We start from the raw sequence: 14,390 nt of genomic DNA, 5'->3' as shown, positions 1-14,390 counted from the left end.
CACGCAGCGCGGGCGGCAGGTGACGACGCCCCCGCGGTCGACGTGGCGGGCGCCCCACCCCCGACCGTGGGACGATCCAGGCAGATCCGGACGTCTCTCAAGATGCTCAGCGTGCTGACTGTTGTCACTCTGGTGCCATGGAGACCATGAACCCCGCCGCCTCAGTCGGCCGCACCACGTCCCAGGACCGGGTCCGTCAGGTCACGGTCCTCGTCGGCGCCGTGATCGCCATCGTCGGTGCGACCGTCGGCTCGGGCGCGTTCGGCGGGCAGCCGATCGCCGAGGCCGCGGGCGGCTCCCTGTCCGCCACGGCGACGCCCGTGGCCCCCGACAGCCCCGCCTTCTCGATCTGGTCCGTCATCTACACGGGCCTGGCGGTGTTCGCGATCGTCCAGGCGCTGCCCCGCCAGGCGACCGACCGTCGGCTGCGCGCCATCGCCTGGTGGGTGCTGGCGTCGATGCTGCTCAACGCGCTGTGGATCGCGGTCGTCCAGGCCGGGTCGGTCGGCGGCAGCGACCTCGTCATCATCGTGCTGCTCGCGGTCCTCGCGACGATGTTCGTCAAGCTCGTCCGGATGAACCACACCACGACGCTGCCCTCGGTGGTCACCGACCTGACCGTCGGCCTCTACCTCGGCTGGGTCAGCGTCGCGACGCTCGCCAACACCGCGGCGTTCCTGGCGATCGCGGACGTCGGCGAGCTGGGCCTCGGGGCGACGGGCTGGTCCGTCGTGCTCGTCTCGGCCGCCGCGCTGCTCGCCATCGCGTACGGCGCCTACGGCCGCCGGCGCCCGGCCCTCGTCATCCCCGTCGGCCTCGCGATGGCCTGGGGCCTGACGTGGATCGGCATCGGACGCACCAACGGCCCGCTGGTCGACGAGACCGTCGCCACAGCCGCCTTCGTCGCCGCCGGCGTCGCCTTCCTGGCGCCGGTCGTCGCGACACTGACCGCCCGCCGCCGCTGAGGCGACGGGGCGACGGATCGCGCGGACGGGTCCCGGAGGGGGCGGCCCGTCCGCGCGGTCGCGTGCGCTGCGGACGCAGGTCCGCCGCGCCGGGCTGCGCTCAGGAGCGGAACGGGAACCGGAACGGGATGGGGATGCCACCGCAGCAGCAGACGCCGCTGACGTCGGACTGCGCGAGCATCGTCGCCGCCTGGTAGCAGGCCACGAGCTGCACGACGGCCGGCACCACCGCACGGGTGACCCCGCGGCTGCGCACGGCCTGGCGGACGACGCCGGAGCAGGACGCGTCGCCGTGGGCGACGCGGTAGGCACAGCTGAAGCCCTTGCGGGGCGAGACGGACCGCTGGTACGCGGCGATCAGACGGTCGACGGCATGAGCGGCAGGAGTCATCGCCACAAGGTAGGTCGGGTGCGCGCGGTGCGCGCGGCGAGCGCCTTGCCGCTACGGTCACCGCGTGGCCACCTACGCGGCAGCGGACGGCACCGAGCTCACGTACGACGCCCACGGCCCCGCCGACGCCCCCGTCGTGATCGCACTGCCGGGCGGGCCCGCGCGCGACCCCGCGTACCTCGGTGACCTGGCCGGCCTGGCCGGGGCCCGGCGGCTCGTCGTACCCCACCCCCGTGGCGTCGGCCGCTCCCCGCTGGACCCCGCCCACGCCTCGTGGTGGGCGCAGGCCCAGGACGTGCAGGACCTGCGCCTGCACCTGGGTGCGTCGCGCGTCGTCCTGCTGGCGCACTCGGCGGCAGCACGCCAGGCGCTGGGCCACGCGCTGCGGTTCCCGGGCCTGGCCGGGCTCGTCCTCGTCACGCCGTCGGCGGCGTCGCTGGTGGACGTCGCCTCCGACGCGGAGGCGGTGGCCGCCCGGCGCGCGGACGACCCCGTGTTCCGGTCCGCGGTGGCGGTGCTCGAGGGCGGCGCCGACACGAGCAGCGCACAGGCCTACGACGCGTGGCAGCGGGCGGGTGCGCCCGCCGGGTACGCCGCGTGGGGACCCGCGGAGCGGGAGCACGCCGCCGCCGGCCGGTGGCACCTGGCGGCCGCCCGGGCGTACCTCGCGGGACCGCCGCCCGACGACCTGCGTGCGGGCCTGCCGACGCTGACCGTCCCCACGCTCGTGGTCGCCGGCGCCGAGGACGCCCTCACCGGTGTCACCCCGGTCGCAGCGCTCGCCGCCGCGCTGCCCGCCGGTCGGCTCGCCGTGCTGGCGGCGTGCGGGCACTACCCGTGGGTGGAGCAGCCCGCCGCGTTCCGGGGCGTGGTCGACGGCTTCCTGGCCGAGGTGCTGCCCGGCTGACCGCCGTCGGCGGACGGTGCGACCACCCCCGGGACGGACCGACGCCGATCGACCACCGGTTCCGGCCCCACCGGGCACCGCCGGCCACTACGTTCTGGCCATGCTCCTCTTCCCGCGCCGCCGGCCCGCGCCCGTCCCGTACCCGACGGGCTCCCCCGAGGACCTGGCTGCGCGCTGGCTCCGCTGGGTCGCGGGTCAGGACTGGGCGACCTCGCCGGTCGCCGACCTCAACGGCGAGCACGCCGGCCGGGACCAGCCGGACGACGTCTGGTTCCTCGCCGGGACGTTCGGCGGGCCGGTGCAGCGGGACTGCACGGTGCCGGCCGGGCGGCCGCTGTACGGCCCCGCGGTCAACATGTGGGGACCGGCGGGTGACGGTCCGCCGGTGCTGGGTGACGGGTTCGGCCGGATCACCGTGGACGGCGCGGACGTCGAGCTGCGGGAGGTCGTCGTCGACGCCGTGGACCTCGCGGGCTCGGAGGACAACCCCGTCACGCAGACCCGCCGGATCGTCCCCATGGCGATGTGGGGGCTGTGGGGCCTGGTCCCACCGCTGCCCGCCGGTCGCCACGAGGTCGTGATCAGGGGCGGCGACGGTCACGGGTTCACCGTCGAGGCGGTCTACACGCTCGACGTCGCCGCGGGCTGACCGCCCGCCTCGATCGCGTCGAGGTCCCGCACCGCGTACCGGTGGTGCTCCCACTCCTCCTCGAGGATCGTGTGCAGGCACGACAGCGTCGTCTCGGGGTACTGCGGCGCCCAGGGGTTGCGGCGCTCCACCGCGAGGTCGTCGACCGTGACGTCGGCCAGGTAGTCACGCACCATGGCGACACGCTCGGCGCGGACCGCCAGCACGTCGTCGTACGCGGGGGTCCCCGGGGCGAACACCGACGGGTCGTTGCCGTCGGCCTCGTACTCCTCGTTCGGGTGACCGAGCGGGTGGAACGGCTGCTCGACGCCCAGCACGGCCCGTCGCAGCCACGTGTCCGTGGCCATGACCAGGTGACGCAGCGTCTGGGCGAACGACCACTCGCCGTCGACCTGCACGTCGACCGTGCCCGGCGGCATGGCGGCGGCCCGTGCGAGGGTCGCCTCCCACGTGCGCTCGAGCGCCGCCCACGCCGCGCGCAGCCCGTCGGGGTCGGATGCGCGGCGCAGCTCGCGCCCCGGGAACCGTCGGTCCGGCTCGGCGTCGACGAACGGCACGACGTCGACGCCGTTGACCAGCAGGCTCCCGCTCTCCACGAGCCACGGCGAGTCGATCTCGGCGCCGTCGACCTCGACGCCCCGCATGACGACGCCGGACAGGTCGGCACGCACGAACCGCGCCCCCCGCAGGTCGACGCCCGTGAGGTGCGCGCCGCGCAGGTCGTCGTCAGGTCCCGGCACGGTCATCCCCGACCCCCTCGTCGTCCCGACAGTGCCCCGCGCCGTCCGCGGGCGCGCTCGCCCCTCACACGGTCAGCAGCACCTTCGTCGCCCGCCGCTCGTCCATCGCACGGTAGCCCTCGGCGGCCTGCTCGAGCGAGAGGGTGAGGTCGAAGACCCGTCCGGGGTCGATGGTCCGGTCCCAGATCCGGCGGATCAGGTCCGGCAGGAACCTGCGCACCGGAGCCGGCCCGCCGTGCAGGTGCACGCCGGAGAAGAACAGCTCCTGCCCGGGCAGGGAGACGCCGTGCGAGACGCCGACGTACCCGACGTGCCCACCGGGCCGGGTCGACCCGATCGCCTGCATCATCGACTCCTGCGTGCCGACGGCCTCGACGACGCTGTGCGCGCCCAGCCCGTCGGTGAGGTCCTTGATGTGCGCCACCCCCGCGTCGCCACGCTCCTCGACGATCTCGGTCGCTCCGAGCTCGCGCGCGAGCGCCTGCCGGTCGGCGTGCCGGGACATGGCGATCACGCGCTCGGCGCCGAGCTGCCGCGCCGCCAGGACGCCGAGCAGGCCCACGGCCCCGTCACCGACCACCGCGACCGTCTTCCCGGGCCCGGCCTCGGCGGCCACCGCCGCGAACCACCCGGTTCCCAGCACGTCGGACGCGGCCAGCAGCGACGGCACCAGGTCGGCGTCCGGCATGCCCGGCGTCGCGACCAGCGTGCCGTCGGCCAGCGGGATGCGCGCGTACTGCGCCTGGGTGCCGATCGACCCCATGGGCACCCGCTGCACGCAGTGCGACTGGTACCCGGAGCGGCAGATCTCGCACGTGCCGTCGGACGCGAAGAACGACCCGACGACGAACTGCCCCACCCGCACGTCGCGCACCTGCGGCCCGACCTCGCGCACGACCCCGACGTACTCGTGGCCCATCCACGCGTGGTCGACGGCCTCGATCCCCCGGTAGGGCCACAGGTCGGAGCCGCAGATGCAGGTCGCGGTCACCTCGATGACGGCGTCGGTCGGCTCCTCGATCCTCGGCTGCTCCCGGTCGACGACGCGGACCTCCCCGGGTCGTTCCATGACGACTGCACGCATCGCGGCGCCCCCCTGCCGGCTGGCGGTGGCGGATCCGGACGGCGCCGCCGTCCCCAGCATGCGGAGGCGGGCCACACCCCGCACGCGCAGGGTCCGTCCGGTCGCCTCAGGCGGCCGGGAGCGCGAGCCCCGCGAGCCAGTGCCGCAGCAGCGCGGCGACCAGGTCGGGCTGCTCGTGGAGCAGCGCGTGGCCCGCGCCGTCGGCCACGGTGAGCGAGGCACGCGGGTAGACGTCGAGCAGCCGCACGGCGTCGGCCCACCCCACGGAGGCGTCGTGCCGGCCCGCGAGCACCAGCGTCGGGTAGGGCTGCGGTGCGTCGGCGTCGGGGGCGTCACGCAGCTCCCAGCGCCCGTACACCTGGCCGAACCCCTCCTCGTCGCACAGCCGGGCGCCGGGCAGCACGTGGTCCCGGTACGCCCGGGCGGTCCGGGCGGTGCGCACGACGAGGTACTCCTCGAACCCCGGCACGTCGGCACGGTCCAGCGCGTCCGCGGCACCGGGCTCGTCGTGCAGCACCCGGTGCGGCGGGACGTCCCGGGCCGTGCGGCCGGCCGGGCAGACGAGCGCGAGGCCGACGACCCGGTCGGGCCGCCGGGCGGCCACGGCGCGCGCCAGGTACCCGCCCAGGGAGTGCCCGGCGATGACGAACGGCCCGCCGCCGGTGACCCGGTCGACGAACCGCAGCAGCACCTCGACGACGTCGTCACCGCTGGTCAGGTGAGCGGGTGCGGCGGTACGACCGTGCGCGGGCAGGTCCGGGTAGACGCGCCGGACGCCCGCGAGGTCCGCGAGCGCGGGCTCGAGCGCCCCGACGACCTCGCGGTGGTCGACGCCGGCGCCGTGCAGCACCACGAACGGCACCCCGCCGCCGTGCTCGACGTGGTGCACGCGGACGCCCCCGACCTCGCGGTACACGCCGCCGACGCTAACCCGGTGCGTCCCGGCGTGCAGCCGCGGTACCGACGGGCGACGGCCCGGTAGCCTCGACGGACGTGAGCACCGTGCACCCCGAGGCCGAGCAGTTCCTGCGTGACTACCTGCGTTCGGCCACCCCGCAGCAGCGGCACACGTTCGTGCGCCGGGCCAACTACGACACCGGCGAGGCGCTGGTGCGCTTCGTGCTCGACGACCCGACGACGGACCGCGCCAGCGCACTGGCCGCCTACTGGATCCTCGGCGCCGGGTACTACTGCCGGTACGCGTCGGCCGACGAGGTCCCGGAGCCCGACCGCCCGACGTGGGAGCTGCTGCGCCTCATCGAGGAGCGCTACGCCGCCGGGTACTGGGCCGACCACGGCATCGGTTTCGACCCCACCGACGACGACGAGATCGACTGGACCGAGGGCGAGGGCGACGACCCCGAGCCGTACCCGGTGCCCGACCTCATGCTGCGCGCGCTGCCGGGCGAGCTCGTCGACGACGAGGACACCGAGGACGGGCTGCCGCTGGACGTGCACCTGCGCTACAGCGCACTGCTGCGCGGCTGACGCACCCGCACGGGCGGGTTCTCGCGGCGATCGACGCCTGAGTCGGACCGGCGGCCCGGCCGCCGGCCGACGCGGGAGCCTCGTGCGCGCCGGACGGGCCCCCGTGGAGTTCACTGGGGGTGCCCGGTGATCGACGAAGGGGAGGCCGATGAGCGAGCCGGTGATCGACGTCCAAGGGCTGCGCAAGTCGTTCGGCCGGTTCCGCGCGCTCGACGGCCTCGACCTGCAGGTCGAGCGCGGGCAGGTGCACGGCTTCCTCGGCCCCAACGGCGCCGGCAAGTCCACGACCATCCGCGTGCTGCTCGGGCTGCTGCGCGCCGACGGCGGCACCGTCCGGCTGCTGGGCGGGGACCCGTGGCGGGACGTCGTGGCGCTGCACCGGCGGCTGGCGTACGTCCCGGGCGACGTCTCGCTGTGGCCCGGCATGACCGGCGGCGAGGCGATCGACCTGCTCGGTGCACTGCGGGGCGGCCTCGACGAGCGCCGCCGCGCCGAGATGGTGGAGCGGTTCGAGCTGGACCCCACCAAGCGCGGGCGGCAGTACTCCAAGGGCAACCGGCAGAAGGTCGCCCTGGTCGCGGCGCTGGCGTCCGACGTCGAGCTGCTGGTGCTCGACGAGCCGACCAGCGGGCTCGACCCGCTCATGGAGAACGTCTTCCAGGAGGTGCTCGCCGAGGCCAGGAGCCGCGGGACGACCGTGCTGCTGTCCAGCCACGTCCTGGCCGAGGTCGAGACGCTGGCCGACCGGATCAGCATCATCCGCGACGGCCGGGTCGTGCAGTCCGGGACCCTGGCCGACCTGCGCGGGCAGACCCGCACGACGATCCACGCAACCCTCATGCAGCCGCTCCCCGTCCCCGCGCCGGCCGTCCTGCGCGACGTGCAGGTCGACGGCGCCCGGATCACCGCGAACGTCGAGACCCTGCGGATCGGCGAGGCGATGGCCGTGCTCACGGTGCACGGCATCCGCGCGCTCACCGTCGCGCCCCCGTCGCTCGAGAGCCTGTTCCTGCGGCTGTACGGCGACGAGACCACGCACGCGCGGGCCACCCCGACCCGATGAGCACCGCGACCGCCTCCCTCACCGGGACGCGCCCGCTGCTGCGGGCCGCCCTGCGGCACGACGGCCGCCTCTTCGCGCCGTGGGTGCTGGTCGTGACGTTGCTGTCGGCGTCCTCGGTGATCGTGTACCCGTGGGTCTTCCCCGACCTCGCCGCGCGGCTGGGCCTGGCCGCCGCTGTCGAGGCGAACCCCGCGATCGGCCTGATCTTCGGTCCGGCGTACGACCTGACGACCGTCGACGGGTTCAACTCCTGGCGCACGCTGGCCCTCGGCGGCTTCTTCGTGGCGCTCGGCGCGATCCTCACGGTCACCCGCACGACGCGCGGGCAGGAGGACTCCGGCCAGGCCGAGCTCCTGGCGTCCGGGGTGGTGGGACGCTCCGCCCGGCTGCTGACCGGTGTGGCCGTCGCGACCGTCGGGTCGTTCGCCGCGGGCCTCGTCGCCGGCGTCGTCACGGCGCTGTGCGGCGGTGCGTGGGAGGCGTCGCTGCTGCTGGGGGCGACGTACACGGCCAGCGGCTGGATGTTCGCCGCCGTCGCCGCCGTCGCCGCGCAGATCGGGTCCGACGCCCGGACGGCCAACGCCCTGGCCGTCGGCACCCTGGGCGCCCTGTTCCTCGCCCGCGGCTTCTGCCTCGCGCTCGACGCCCCGGCGTGGACGGTCTGGGCCAACCCGCTGGGTTGGACGCTCGAGACCCGGCCGGCCGCCGGCGACCACTGGGCCCCGCTGCTGCTCACGGTGGCGTTCACCCTCGTGGTCGTCACCGTCGGCTTCGCCCTGCAGGCGCGGCGCGACTTCGGTCAGGGGTCGATCGCGCAGCGCCCCGGCCCGGCGCGCGGACGCGTCCGCGGCCCGCTGCTGCTCGCCCTGCGGCTCAACCGGGCGCCGATCGTCACGTGGGCGATCGCGTTCCACCTGCTCGGGCTGGTGTTCGGGTACTTCACGACGTCGATCACGGACCTGGTGTCCGGCAGCACGGGCGTGCAGCAGGTCCTCGCGTCCGGTGCCACGACGCCCGAGCAGCTCACGGGAGCGTTCGTCCGCACCCTGCTCAGCCTCGTGGGCATCATCGCCGCGGTGCCGGGCATCCAGATCGTGCTGCGGGTGCGCAGCGAGGAGCTGGAGGACCGCGTGGAGCCGGTGCTGGCCGGTGCGCTCCCCCGCGTCCGCTACTACGCCGCCCACGTCGCCGTCGCGCTGACCGTGATCACGGGCTACCTGGTGGGCGCCGGGATCGTCGTCGGCCTCATGGCCGCGCGCGCCGACCTCCCCGTCGGGCTCGTCGACGTCGTCCTGCAGACGCTGGCCACGGTCCCCGCGGTCTGGACGGTCGTCGCGGTGTCCGTCGCGGTCGTGGGCGCCCGGCCCGTCGTGCACCTGGCCGCGTGGGGCGCGCTGGTGGCGTCGTTCCTGCTGACGCTGCTCGGCCCCACCTTCGGGCTCGACGACTGGGTGCTCGGCATCAGCCCGTTCTGGCACGTCCCGGACACGACGGCCGCCGCCCCGGACTGGAGCGGGCTCGGATGGCTCACGCTCGTGACGGCCGGGCTGGTCGCCGTCGGGTTCGCCGGCTTCCGGCGGCGGGACGTGGGCCGCTGAGCGGCGGGCGCACGCCGCGGCCGCGGCTCAGCCGCGCGCCTCGATCACCGCGAGGTCGCGCACCGCGTACCGGTGGTGCTCCCACTCCTCCTCGAGGATCACGTGCAGGCACGACAGCGTCGTCTCCGGGTGCTCCGGCGCCCACGGGTTGCGCCGTTCGACCGCGAGCTCGTCCGGTGTCACCGTCGCGAGCAGCTCGCGCACCATGGCCTGCCGTCCCGCGCGGACCTCCAGGACCTCGTCGTACGGCGGTGCGACCGCGGAGAAGACGGAGGGGTCGTTGCCGTCGAGCGCGTACCCGTGGTCCGTCTGACCGATCGGGTGGTACGGCTGCGCGACCCCCAGGACGGCGCGGCGCAACCACGTGTCGGTCGCCATCACCAGGTGGCGCAGCGTCTGGGCGAAGGACCACTCGCCGTCGACCGACACGTCGACCGCACCCGGCGGGAGCGCCGCCGCGCGTGCGGTGGTCGCCTCCCACGTCCGCTCGAGCGCGTGCCAGGCGGCGCGCAGCCCTTCGGGATCGCCGGCCCGACGCAGCTCCCGACCGGGGAACCGGCGGTCGAGCTCGGCCTCCACGAGCGGGATGACGTCGACCCCGTTGACGCGGAAGAAGTCCGCGTGCGGCAGCCACGGCGCGTCGACGTCCGCCCCGCCGATCTCGACGCCGCGCATGACGACACCGGACAGCTCGGCCCCCCGGAACCGGGCACCGGTGAGGTCGACGTCGACGAACGTCGCGCCGCGCAGGTCGTCGGACCGGTCGAACGTCGCCATGACGTCTCCTCGTCGCCGTCGGTCCGACGACCGTAACCGGCGCGCCCCACCGCCGGGAAGCCTCTGTCCGCAGGGGTGGACCTGGCACGCTCAGCCGGGTGTCGAAAGCGCGCGGCCCCGTGCGTCACCGTGTCGAGACGCTCCGCACGGGGCGTGACCAGCACCCGGAGGTCCCCGTGGCCCGTTACCTCATGTCCGTGATCGACGACGCGACCGGCACCGCGACAGCGGCGGAGATCGCGTCCATCGACGAGTACAACGACCGCCTGGTCGCGGCCGACCAGTGGGTCCTCGCCGGCGGCCTCGCCGCACCCTGGGCGTCGACGGTCGTCGACGCGACCAGCGACGGCCCGCCGCTGCGGACCGACGGCCCGTTCCTCGAGACCACCGAGTACGTCGCCGGGTTCTGGGTCGTCGAGGCCGTCGACCACGCCACGGCGCTCGGGCTGGCGACCGACGCGTCGCGGGCGTGCGGACGGCGCGTCGAGCTGCGTCCGTTCCTCTGACGGTGGGCCCGGTCGGACCGGATCGTCAGCGGCAGCCGACGCGCTCGGTGTCGAGCGTGATGTCGTCGACCCACACGTCGTAGGCGCCCGGCGTCGACCCGCCCTGGTAGAGCTGCCAGCCGATCCGCACGGTGTCCGCGGTCGGCAGGACGAAGTCGACGTCGGCGCCGCCGTGCTCGGTCGTCGTGACCGTCAGGTCCGGCTGCGGCACGCCGTCGAACCACACGGCGACCCGGTTCTCCGGGGCGTACCACTCGAACTCCACGCACTGCCAGCGGTCCTCGACCGTGGGCGCGGACTCCTGCCAGCTCGTCCAGTCGCCCGTCGGCCCGCCGTCGGCGCCGACGCCCCAGAACGTCGCGTCGGGGCCGACCGTGGGCGCGAACTGCCCGCCGAGCGGTCGGACGATCTCCTCGCTGCCCGAGCCGGTGACCTCGACCAGCGTGAAGTGCGCCCAGTCGGGGGCCGTCGGGAAGTCGTCGACCTTGATCCGCAGCCGGCCGTAGAACGTGTTGCCCGGCGCCGCGAAGTCCGTGACCTCGAGGAACGCCTGCCCGTTGTCCTCGGTGTGCACGCGCATCACCTTCCCGGCGCGGCCCGCCCGCTCCACGGACAGCGTGCCGCGGCGGGTGTCGACGCCCCAGTCCAGGCTCACCGGGCCGCCCAGCGGCTGGGACTCGAAGTCCTCGCAGAACAGCGCGTCGGTGCGCGAGCACGGGCCGCGCTGACCCGGCCCGTGCCCGTGCCCCTGCCCACCCCCGGCGGACGCGACCGGCGCCAGGACGAACGTGGTCGCGGCGACCGCCACGACGGTGACCAGGGTCCGGATCGTCCTCATGCGCGCACCAGCCGTTCCGTCGGGGTGTGGGTCCCCGGATGCTAGGCAGCGCGGGAGCCCGCAGTCCCGTCCCGAAACGATTGGCCCCCACAACTCGCGCGTGCGGGCGGGCCGGTACCGGCCTGCCGGTCCGGGCTCGGGGTTGATCGCAGTCGGGACCCGGAGGACGCTCGGGGGGTGGACGACGTCGTCGCGTGGCTCCTCGACTCCGACCCCGCGCTGCGCTGGCAGGTGCTGGACGACCTGGCCGACGCCACGCCCGGTGAGGTCGCCCGCGAGCGTGCCCGCGTCGCGCACGAGGGCTGGGGCGCTCGGCTGCTGGCCGCGCAGGACCCCGACGGCCGGTGGGGCGGGGGCACGTTCTTCCCCGAGTGGGTCTCCACCGAGGCGACGCTGCGGCTGCTGCGGACGTTCGGGCTGGACCCGGAGAGCCCGCAGGCGCACCGGGCCCTGGCGCCGGTGCACGAGGCGGCGCGCTGGGAGTACGACCCGACGCTGCGGTTCTTCGACGGCGAGGTCGAGCCCTGCATCAACGGGCGCACGGTGGCGACCGGCGCGTACTTCGGGCAGGACGTGCGCGGGGTCGTCGACCGGCTCCTGGGTGAGCAGATGGCCGACGGCGGCTGGAACTGCGAGCAGGAGAACGGGTCGACCCGCGGCTCCTTCGACACGACGATCAACGTGCTCGAAGGGCTGGCCGAGTACGAGCAGCGCGTCTCGGCCGACCCCGCGGTCACCGAGGCCCGCGTGCGCGGCGAGGAGTACCTGCTGGACCGGCACCTGCTGCGGCGGCTGTCCGACGGGCGGGTGGGCCAGGAGCGCTGGCAGCACCTGGCCTTCCCGCACGGCTGGTACTACGACGTCGGACGCGCGCTGGACCACCTGCGCCGCACGCGCCCGGCCCCCGACGAGCGCGCGGCGGAGGCGCTCGACCTGCTCGCGTCGAAGCGCGGCGACGACGGCCGCTGGCGCCTGGAGCAGCGGCACCACGACCGCCTGCTCGTCGACCTCGGGGAGGACGAGGGCGCCCCGAGCAGGTGGCTCACGCTGCTCGCCCTGCGGGTGCTGCGGTGGGCCGACGGCTCGGTGGCCGACGCCCCCGGATCTGCCGCACCGGGCGGGGCGGACGCCCCGGGCGCGACACCGCGAACCGCGACGGAACCGTCCCGCACCAGCGCACCGGAGGACGCATGAGCACCTGGGCACCCGATGACCTGGCACGGCTCGGCGACGCGGAGGAGCTGCAGCTCGCGTCGTACCGCCCCGACGGGACGCTGCGCCCGTACGTGACGATCTGGTGCGTGCGGGCCGGTGACGACCTGTACGTGCGGTCCGCCTACGGGCCGGGCAACGGGTGGTTCCGGCGCGCGCGGGCCTCGGGCAGCGGGCGGGTCCGCGCCGGCGGTGTCGAGAAGGACGTGGCGTTCGAACCGGCGCCACCCGACGTGCACGCGGCCCTCGACGCGGCCTACCACGCGAAGTACGACGCGCACGGGCCGGCGATCGTCGGGACGGTCGTCGGACCGCAGGTCGTCGACGTGACGCTGCGGGTCGTCCCGCGCGACTGACCCGACAGCCCGCACCGGGTGCGTCGCGCCCGGTCGGTCGCGCCTGGTTCGTCATCGCCCGGTCAGTCGTCGCGGGGACCCGCTTGCCAGGGGTTCCGTTCGTCCGTCGCCGCCGGTCGCGCCGCGACGCCCACGGCGTAGGTGGGCCGGCCCCGGCCGTCGACCGTGCCCAGGTACTCGTGCCCCGTCATGTGGCACCAGACGGGCAGGTCGATCGGGGCCACGGGGTCGCTCGTCACCAGGTGCACGACCGCGCCGGCGGGCAGCGTCGCGACGCGGTCACGCAGCAGGAGCAGCAGCCGCGCGCACCCGAGGTCCCCGCCGTCGATGGTCAGCACGTCCCCCGCCTCGGCCACGGGCGCGAGCGTACCCGGCAGCGAGCGACGGTCCTGGTCGGGTGGCTGTGCGGAGTCCGACCCGAAACTTGCGAGCGCACACGGCGCTCCCGAGCGCTCTGCCGAGACCTCACCGGGTGAAGGACGGAAACGATTAACCCTCTCACCCGACGGTGATGGGTCACGCTCCCACGCTGCAGACTGCGGCGATAACGGTATCGACCGGCTCGTACCGGTCGAACCGCCGTGGCAGGTTCAGCGGCCCCCGCGAGGGAGCGCGGTCCGCACCGCCTGACACCTCCACCCTCACGCACTGGAGCGCCTCCTGATGACCGACACTTTCGCCCCTGCTCGACCCTCGACCCGGCGCCGCTCGTTGCGCGCCGCCCTCGGCACCGTCGCCGTCGGCGCGCTCGTGGCCGGCACCGTCGCCCTGGCCACCCCGGCCTCCGCGGCCACGATCACCACGAACCAGACCGGCACCAGCGGCGGCTACTGGTTCTCGTTCTGGACCGACAGCCCCGGCACCGTCTCGTCCGGCATGAACGACGGCGGCAACTACACGACGCAGTGGCAGAACACCGGCAACTTCGTCATCGGCAAGGGCTGGCAGACCGGCACCGGCCGCGCCGTGTCCTACTCCGGCCAGTTCAACCCCTCGGGCAACGCCTACCTGACGCTGTACGGGTGGACCAACGGACCGCTCGTCGAGTACTACATCGTCGACTCGTGGGGCACCTACCGCCCGACCGGCACGTTCAAGGGCACCGTCACCTCCGACGGCGGCACCTACGACATCTACGAGACGACCCGCGTCAACGCCCCGTCCATCGAGGGCAACAGCTCCACGTTCAAGCAGTTCTGGTCCGTGCGGCAGTCCAAGCGCGTCGGCGGCACCATCACCGCCCAGAACCACTTCGACGCGTGGGCGTCCAAGGGCATGCAGCTCGGCCGGCAGAACTACCAGATCATGGCCACCGAGGGCTACCAGTCCTCCGGCTCGTCCAACATCACCGTCGGCACGGGCTCGGCCGACAACGGCGGCGGGAACAACGGCGGCGGCAACAACGGCGGCGGCAACAACGGCGGCGGGAACACCGGCGGCAACAACAGCGGCAGCAACACGAACAACGGCTGCACGGTGAGCTGGACGCGGGGCGAGGAGTGGGGCGACCGCTTCAACGTCACCTACACGGTGTCCGGTCGGTCGAGCTGGTCCGTGACGGTCTACCCGAACTCCGGCCAGTCGGTCCAGAGCTCGTGGGGCGCCAACCGCAGCGGCAACACGTTCACGCCGTCGGGCTCGAACAGCTTCGGCGTCACGTACTACAAGAACTCGGGCACCAACTACATCCCCTGGGGCATCTGCTCCTAGGCCCGGCGCACCGGGTCGGACCGTGGCACGCGCCGCGGTCCGACCCGGGTCCCGACGCACGACGACGCCCGTCCCGACGCGAGCACACCTCGCCGCCGGGGCGGGC

17 protein-coding genes are annotated in these 14,390 nt (G+C 74.7%); 10 read left to right on the top strand and 7 right to left on the bottom strand.

Features of this window, described 5'->3' with window-relative positions; genetic code table 11:
* Positions 1–137: 137 nt before the first annotated feature.
* On the top strand, positions 138–965 hold the full coding sequence (locus KG103_RS01370) for a TspO/MBR family protein (RefSeq protein WP_243656515.1): 828 nt from the start codon (positions 138–140) through the stop codon (positions 963–965).
* Between the two features lie 100 nt (positions 966–1,065).
* Here the strand turns inward: KG103_RS01370 and yidD are convergent, their stop codons facing one another.
* The gene (yidD, locus tag KG103_RS01365) at positions 1,066–1,356 is read right to left on the bottom strand and encodes a membrane protein insertion efficiency factor YidD (protein ID WP_207341735.1); all 291 of its coding nucleotides are present in this window, start codon (positions 1,354–1,356) and stop codon (positions 1,066–1,068) included.
* Positions 1,357–1,420: 64 nt separating this feature from the next.
* On the opposite strand from yidD, the gene KG103_RS19055 reads away from it, so the two are divergent.
* Complete coding sequence (locus KG103_RS19055) at positions 1,421–2,263, top strand: alpha/beta fold hydrolase (protein ID WP_207341734.1); 843 nt, start codon at positions 1,421–1,423, stop codon at positions 2,261–2,263.
* 100 nt (positions 2,264–2,363) lie between these two features.
* Complete coding sequence (locus KG103_RS01355) at positions 2,364–2,912, top strand: hypothetical protein (protein ID WP_207341733.1); 549 nt, start codon at positions 2,364–2,366, stop codon at positions 2,910–2,912.
* On the opposite strand, the gene KG103_RS01350 is transcribed toward KG103_RS01355, so the two are convergent.
* From KG103_RS01350 to KG103_RS01340, 3 genes are all read right to left on the bottom strand, one after another.
* Positions 2,885–3,658, bottom strand: a complete 774-nt coding sequence (locus KG103_RS01350) for a DinB family protein (protein ID WP_207341732.1) — start codon at positions 3,656–3,658, stop codon at positions 2,885–2,887. The genes KG103_RS01355 and KG103_RS01350 overlap by 28 nt on opposite strands.
* Positions 3,659–3,716: 58 nt before the next feature.
* Complete coding sequence (locus KG103_RS01345) at positions 3,717–4,736, bottom strand: zinc-dependent alcohol dehydrogenase family protein (RefSeq protein ID WP_207341731.1); 1,020 nt, start codon at positions 4,734–4,736, stop codon at positions 3,717–3,719.
* A gap of 106 nt (positions 4,737–4,842) precedes the next feature.
* On the bottom strand, positions 4,843–5,652 hold the full coding sequence (locus KG103_RS01340) for an alpha/beta fold hydrolase (protein WP_207341730.1): 810 nt from the start codon (positions 5,650–5,652) through the stop codon (positions 4,843–4,845).
* Positions 5,653–5,729: 77 nt separating this feature from the next.
* Between KG103_RS01340 and KG103_RS01335 the strand changes: the two genes are divergently transcribed.
* The 3 genes from KG103_RS01335 (at position 5,730) to KG103_RS01325 (ending at position 8,885) form a co-directional block, all read left to right on the top strand.
* Positions 5,730–6,224, top strand: a complete 495-nt coding sequence (locus tag KG103_RS01335) for a DUF4274 domain-containing protein (protein WP_207341729.1) — start codon at positions 5,730–5,732, stop codon at positions 6,222–6,224.
* Positions 6,225–6,372: 148 nt separating this feature from the next.
* Positions 6,373–7,287: an ABC transporter ATP-binding protein gene (locus KG103_RS01330; protein WP_207341728.1), complete on the top strand. Its 915-nt coding sequence runs from the start codon at positions 6,373–6,375 to the stop codon at positions 7,285–7,287.
* Positions 7,284–8,885: an ABC transporter permease gene (locus KG103_RS01325; RefSeq protein WP_207341727.1), complete on the top strand. Its 1,602-nt coding sequence runs from the start codon at positions 7,284–7,286 to the stop codon at positions 8,883–8,885. Before KG103_RS01330 ends, KG103_RS01325 begins: the two co-directional genes overlap by 4 nt.
* A gap of 27 nt (positions 8,886–8,912) precedes the next feature.
* Here KG103_RS01325 and KG103_RS01320 read toward each other — a convergent pair whose 3' ends face one another.
* Complete coding sequence (locus tag KG103_RS01320) at positions 8,913–9,662, bottom strand: DinB family protein (RefSeq protein WP_207341726.1); 750 nt, start codon at positions 9,660–9,662, stop codon at positions 8,913–8,915.
* 176 nt (positions 9,663–9,838) lie between these two features.
* Here KG103_RS01320 and KG103_RS01315 point away from each other — a divergent pair, with 176 nt between their 5' ends.
* A complete protein-coding gene (locus KG103_RS01315; RefSeq protein WP_249670692.1) occupies positions 9,839–10,168 on the top strand; it encodes a YciI family protein in 330 nt (109 codons plus the stop codon).
* Positions 10,169–10,193: 25 nt separating this feature from the next.
* On the opposite strand, the gene KG103_RS01310 is transcribed toward KG103_RS01315, so the two are convergent.
* Positions 10,194–11,006, bottom strand: a complete 813-nt coding sequence (locus KG103_RS01310) for a hypothetical protein (RefSeq protein ID WP_207341725.1) — start codon at positions 11,004–11,006, stop codon at positions 10,194–10,196.
* A 177-nt stretch (positions 11,007–11,183) separates the two neighbouring features.
* Here KG103_RS01310 and KG103_RS01305 point away from each other — a divergent pair, with 177 nt between their 5' ends.
* Complete coding sequence (locus tag KG103_RS01305) at positions 11,184–12,200, top strand: hypothetical protein (RefSeq protein WP_249670691.1); 1,017 nt, start codon at positions 11,184–11,186, stop codon at positions 12,198–12,200.
* On the top strand, positions 12,197–12,574 hold the full coding sequence (locus KG103_RS01300) for a DUF2255 family protein (protein WP_207341724.1): 378 nt from the start codon (positions 12,197–12,199) through the stop codon (positions 12,572–12,574). The genes KG103_RS01305 and KG103_RS01300 overlap by 4 nt, the downstream gene beginning before the upstream one ends.
* A gap of 62 nt (positions 12,575–12,636) precedes the next feature.
* On the opposite strand, the gene KG103_RS01295 is transcribed toward KG103_RS01300, so the two are convergent.
* A complete protein-coding gene (locus KG103_RS01295) occupies positions 12,637–12,930 on the bottom strand; it encodes a sulfurtransferase TusA family protein (RefSeq protein ID WP_249670690.1) in 294 nt (97 codons plus the stop codon).
* Between the two features lie 307 nt (positions 12,931–13,237).
* Here KG103_RS01295 and KG103_RS01290 point away from each other — a divergent pair, with 307 nt between their 5' ends.
* The gene (locus KG103_RS01290; protein ID WP_213319963.1) at positions 13,238–14,284 is read left to right on the top strand and encodes a glycoside hydrolase family 11 protein; all 1,047 of its coding nucleotides are present in this window, start codon (positions 13,238–13,240) and stop codon (positions 14,282–14,284) included.
* Positions 14,285–14,390: the final 106 nt, after the last annotated feature.

It is taken from the genome of Cellulomonas wangleii (assembly GCF_018388445.1).
In the GTDB taxonomy this organism is placed as follows: domain Bacteria; phylum Actinomycetota; class Actinomycetes; order Actinomycetales; family Cellulomonadaceae; genus Cellulomonas; species Cellulomonas wangleii.
Note: the sequence above shows the minus strand (reverse complement) of the source record. Positions and strands in the feature narration are given on the sequence as shown.

Excerpts from the sequence above, each read along its gene's own strand:
- KG103_RS01370 (WP_243656515.1), top strand. The coding sequence starts at position 138 with ATGGAGACCATGAACCCCGCCGCCTCAGTCGGCCGCACCACGTCCCAG.
- yidD (WP_207341735.1), bottom strand. The coding sequence starts at position 1,356 with ATGACTCCTGCCGCTCATGCCGTCGACCGTCTGATCGCCGCGTACCAG.
- KG103_RS01355 (WP_207341733.1), top strand. The coding sequence starts at position 2,364 with ATGCTCCTCTTCCCGCGCCGCCGGCCCGCGCCCGTCCCGTACCCGACG.
- KG103_RS01350 (WP_207341732.1), bottom strand. The coding sequence starts at position 3,658 with ATGACCGTGCCGGGACCTGACGACGACCTGCGCGGCGCGCACCTCACG.
- KG103_RS01345 (WP_207341731.1), bottom strand. The coding sequence starts at position 4,736 with ATGCGTGCAGTCGTCATGGAACGACCCGGGGAGGTCCGCGTCGTCGAC.
- KG103_RS01330 (WP_207341728.1), top strand. The coding sequence starts at position 6,373 with ATGAGCGAGCCGGTGATCGACGTCCAAGGGCTGCGCAAGTCGTTCGGC.
- KG103_RS01325 (WP_207341727.1), top strand. The coding sequence starts at position 7,284 with ATGAGCACCGCGACCGCCTCCCTCACCGGGACGCGCCCGCTGCTGCGG.
- KG103_RS01320 (WP_207341726.1), bottom strand. The coding sequence starts at position 9,662 with ATGGCGACGTTCGACCGGTCCGACGACCTGCGCGGCGCGACGTTCGTC.
- KG103_RS01310 (WP_207341725.1), bottom strand. The coding sequence starts at position 11,006 with ATGAGGACGATCCGGACCCTGGTCACCGTCGTGGCGGTCGCCGCGACC.
- KG103_RS01300 (WP_207341724.1), top strand. The coding sequence starts at position 12,197 with ATGAGCACCTGGGCACCCGATGACCTGGCACGGCTCGGCGACGCGGAG.
- KG103_RS01290 (WP_213319963.1), top strand. The coding sequence starts at position 13,238 with ATGACCGACACTTTCGCCCCTGCTCGACCCTCGACCCGGCGCCGCTCG.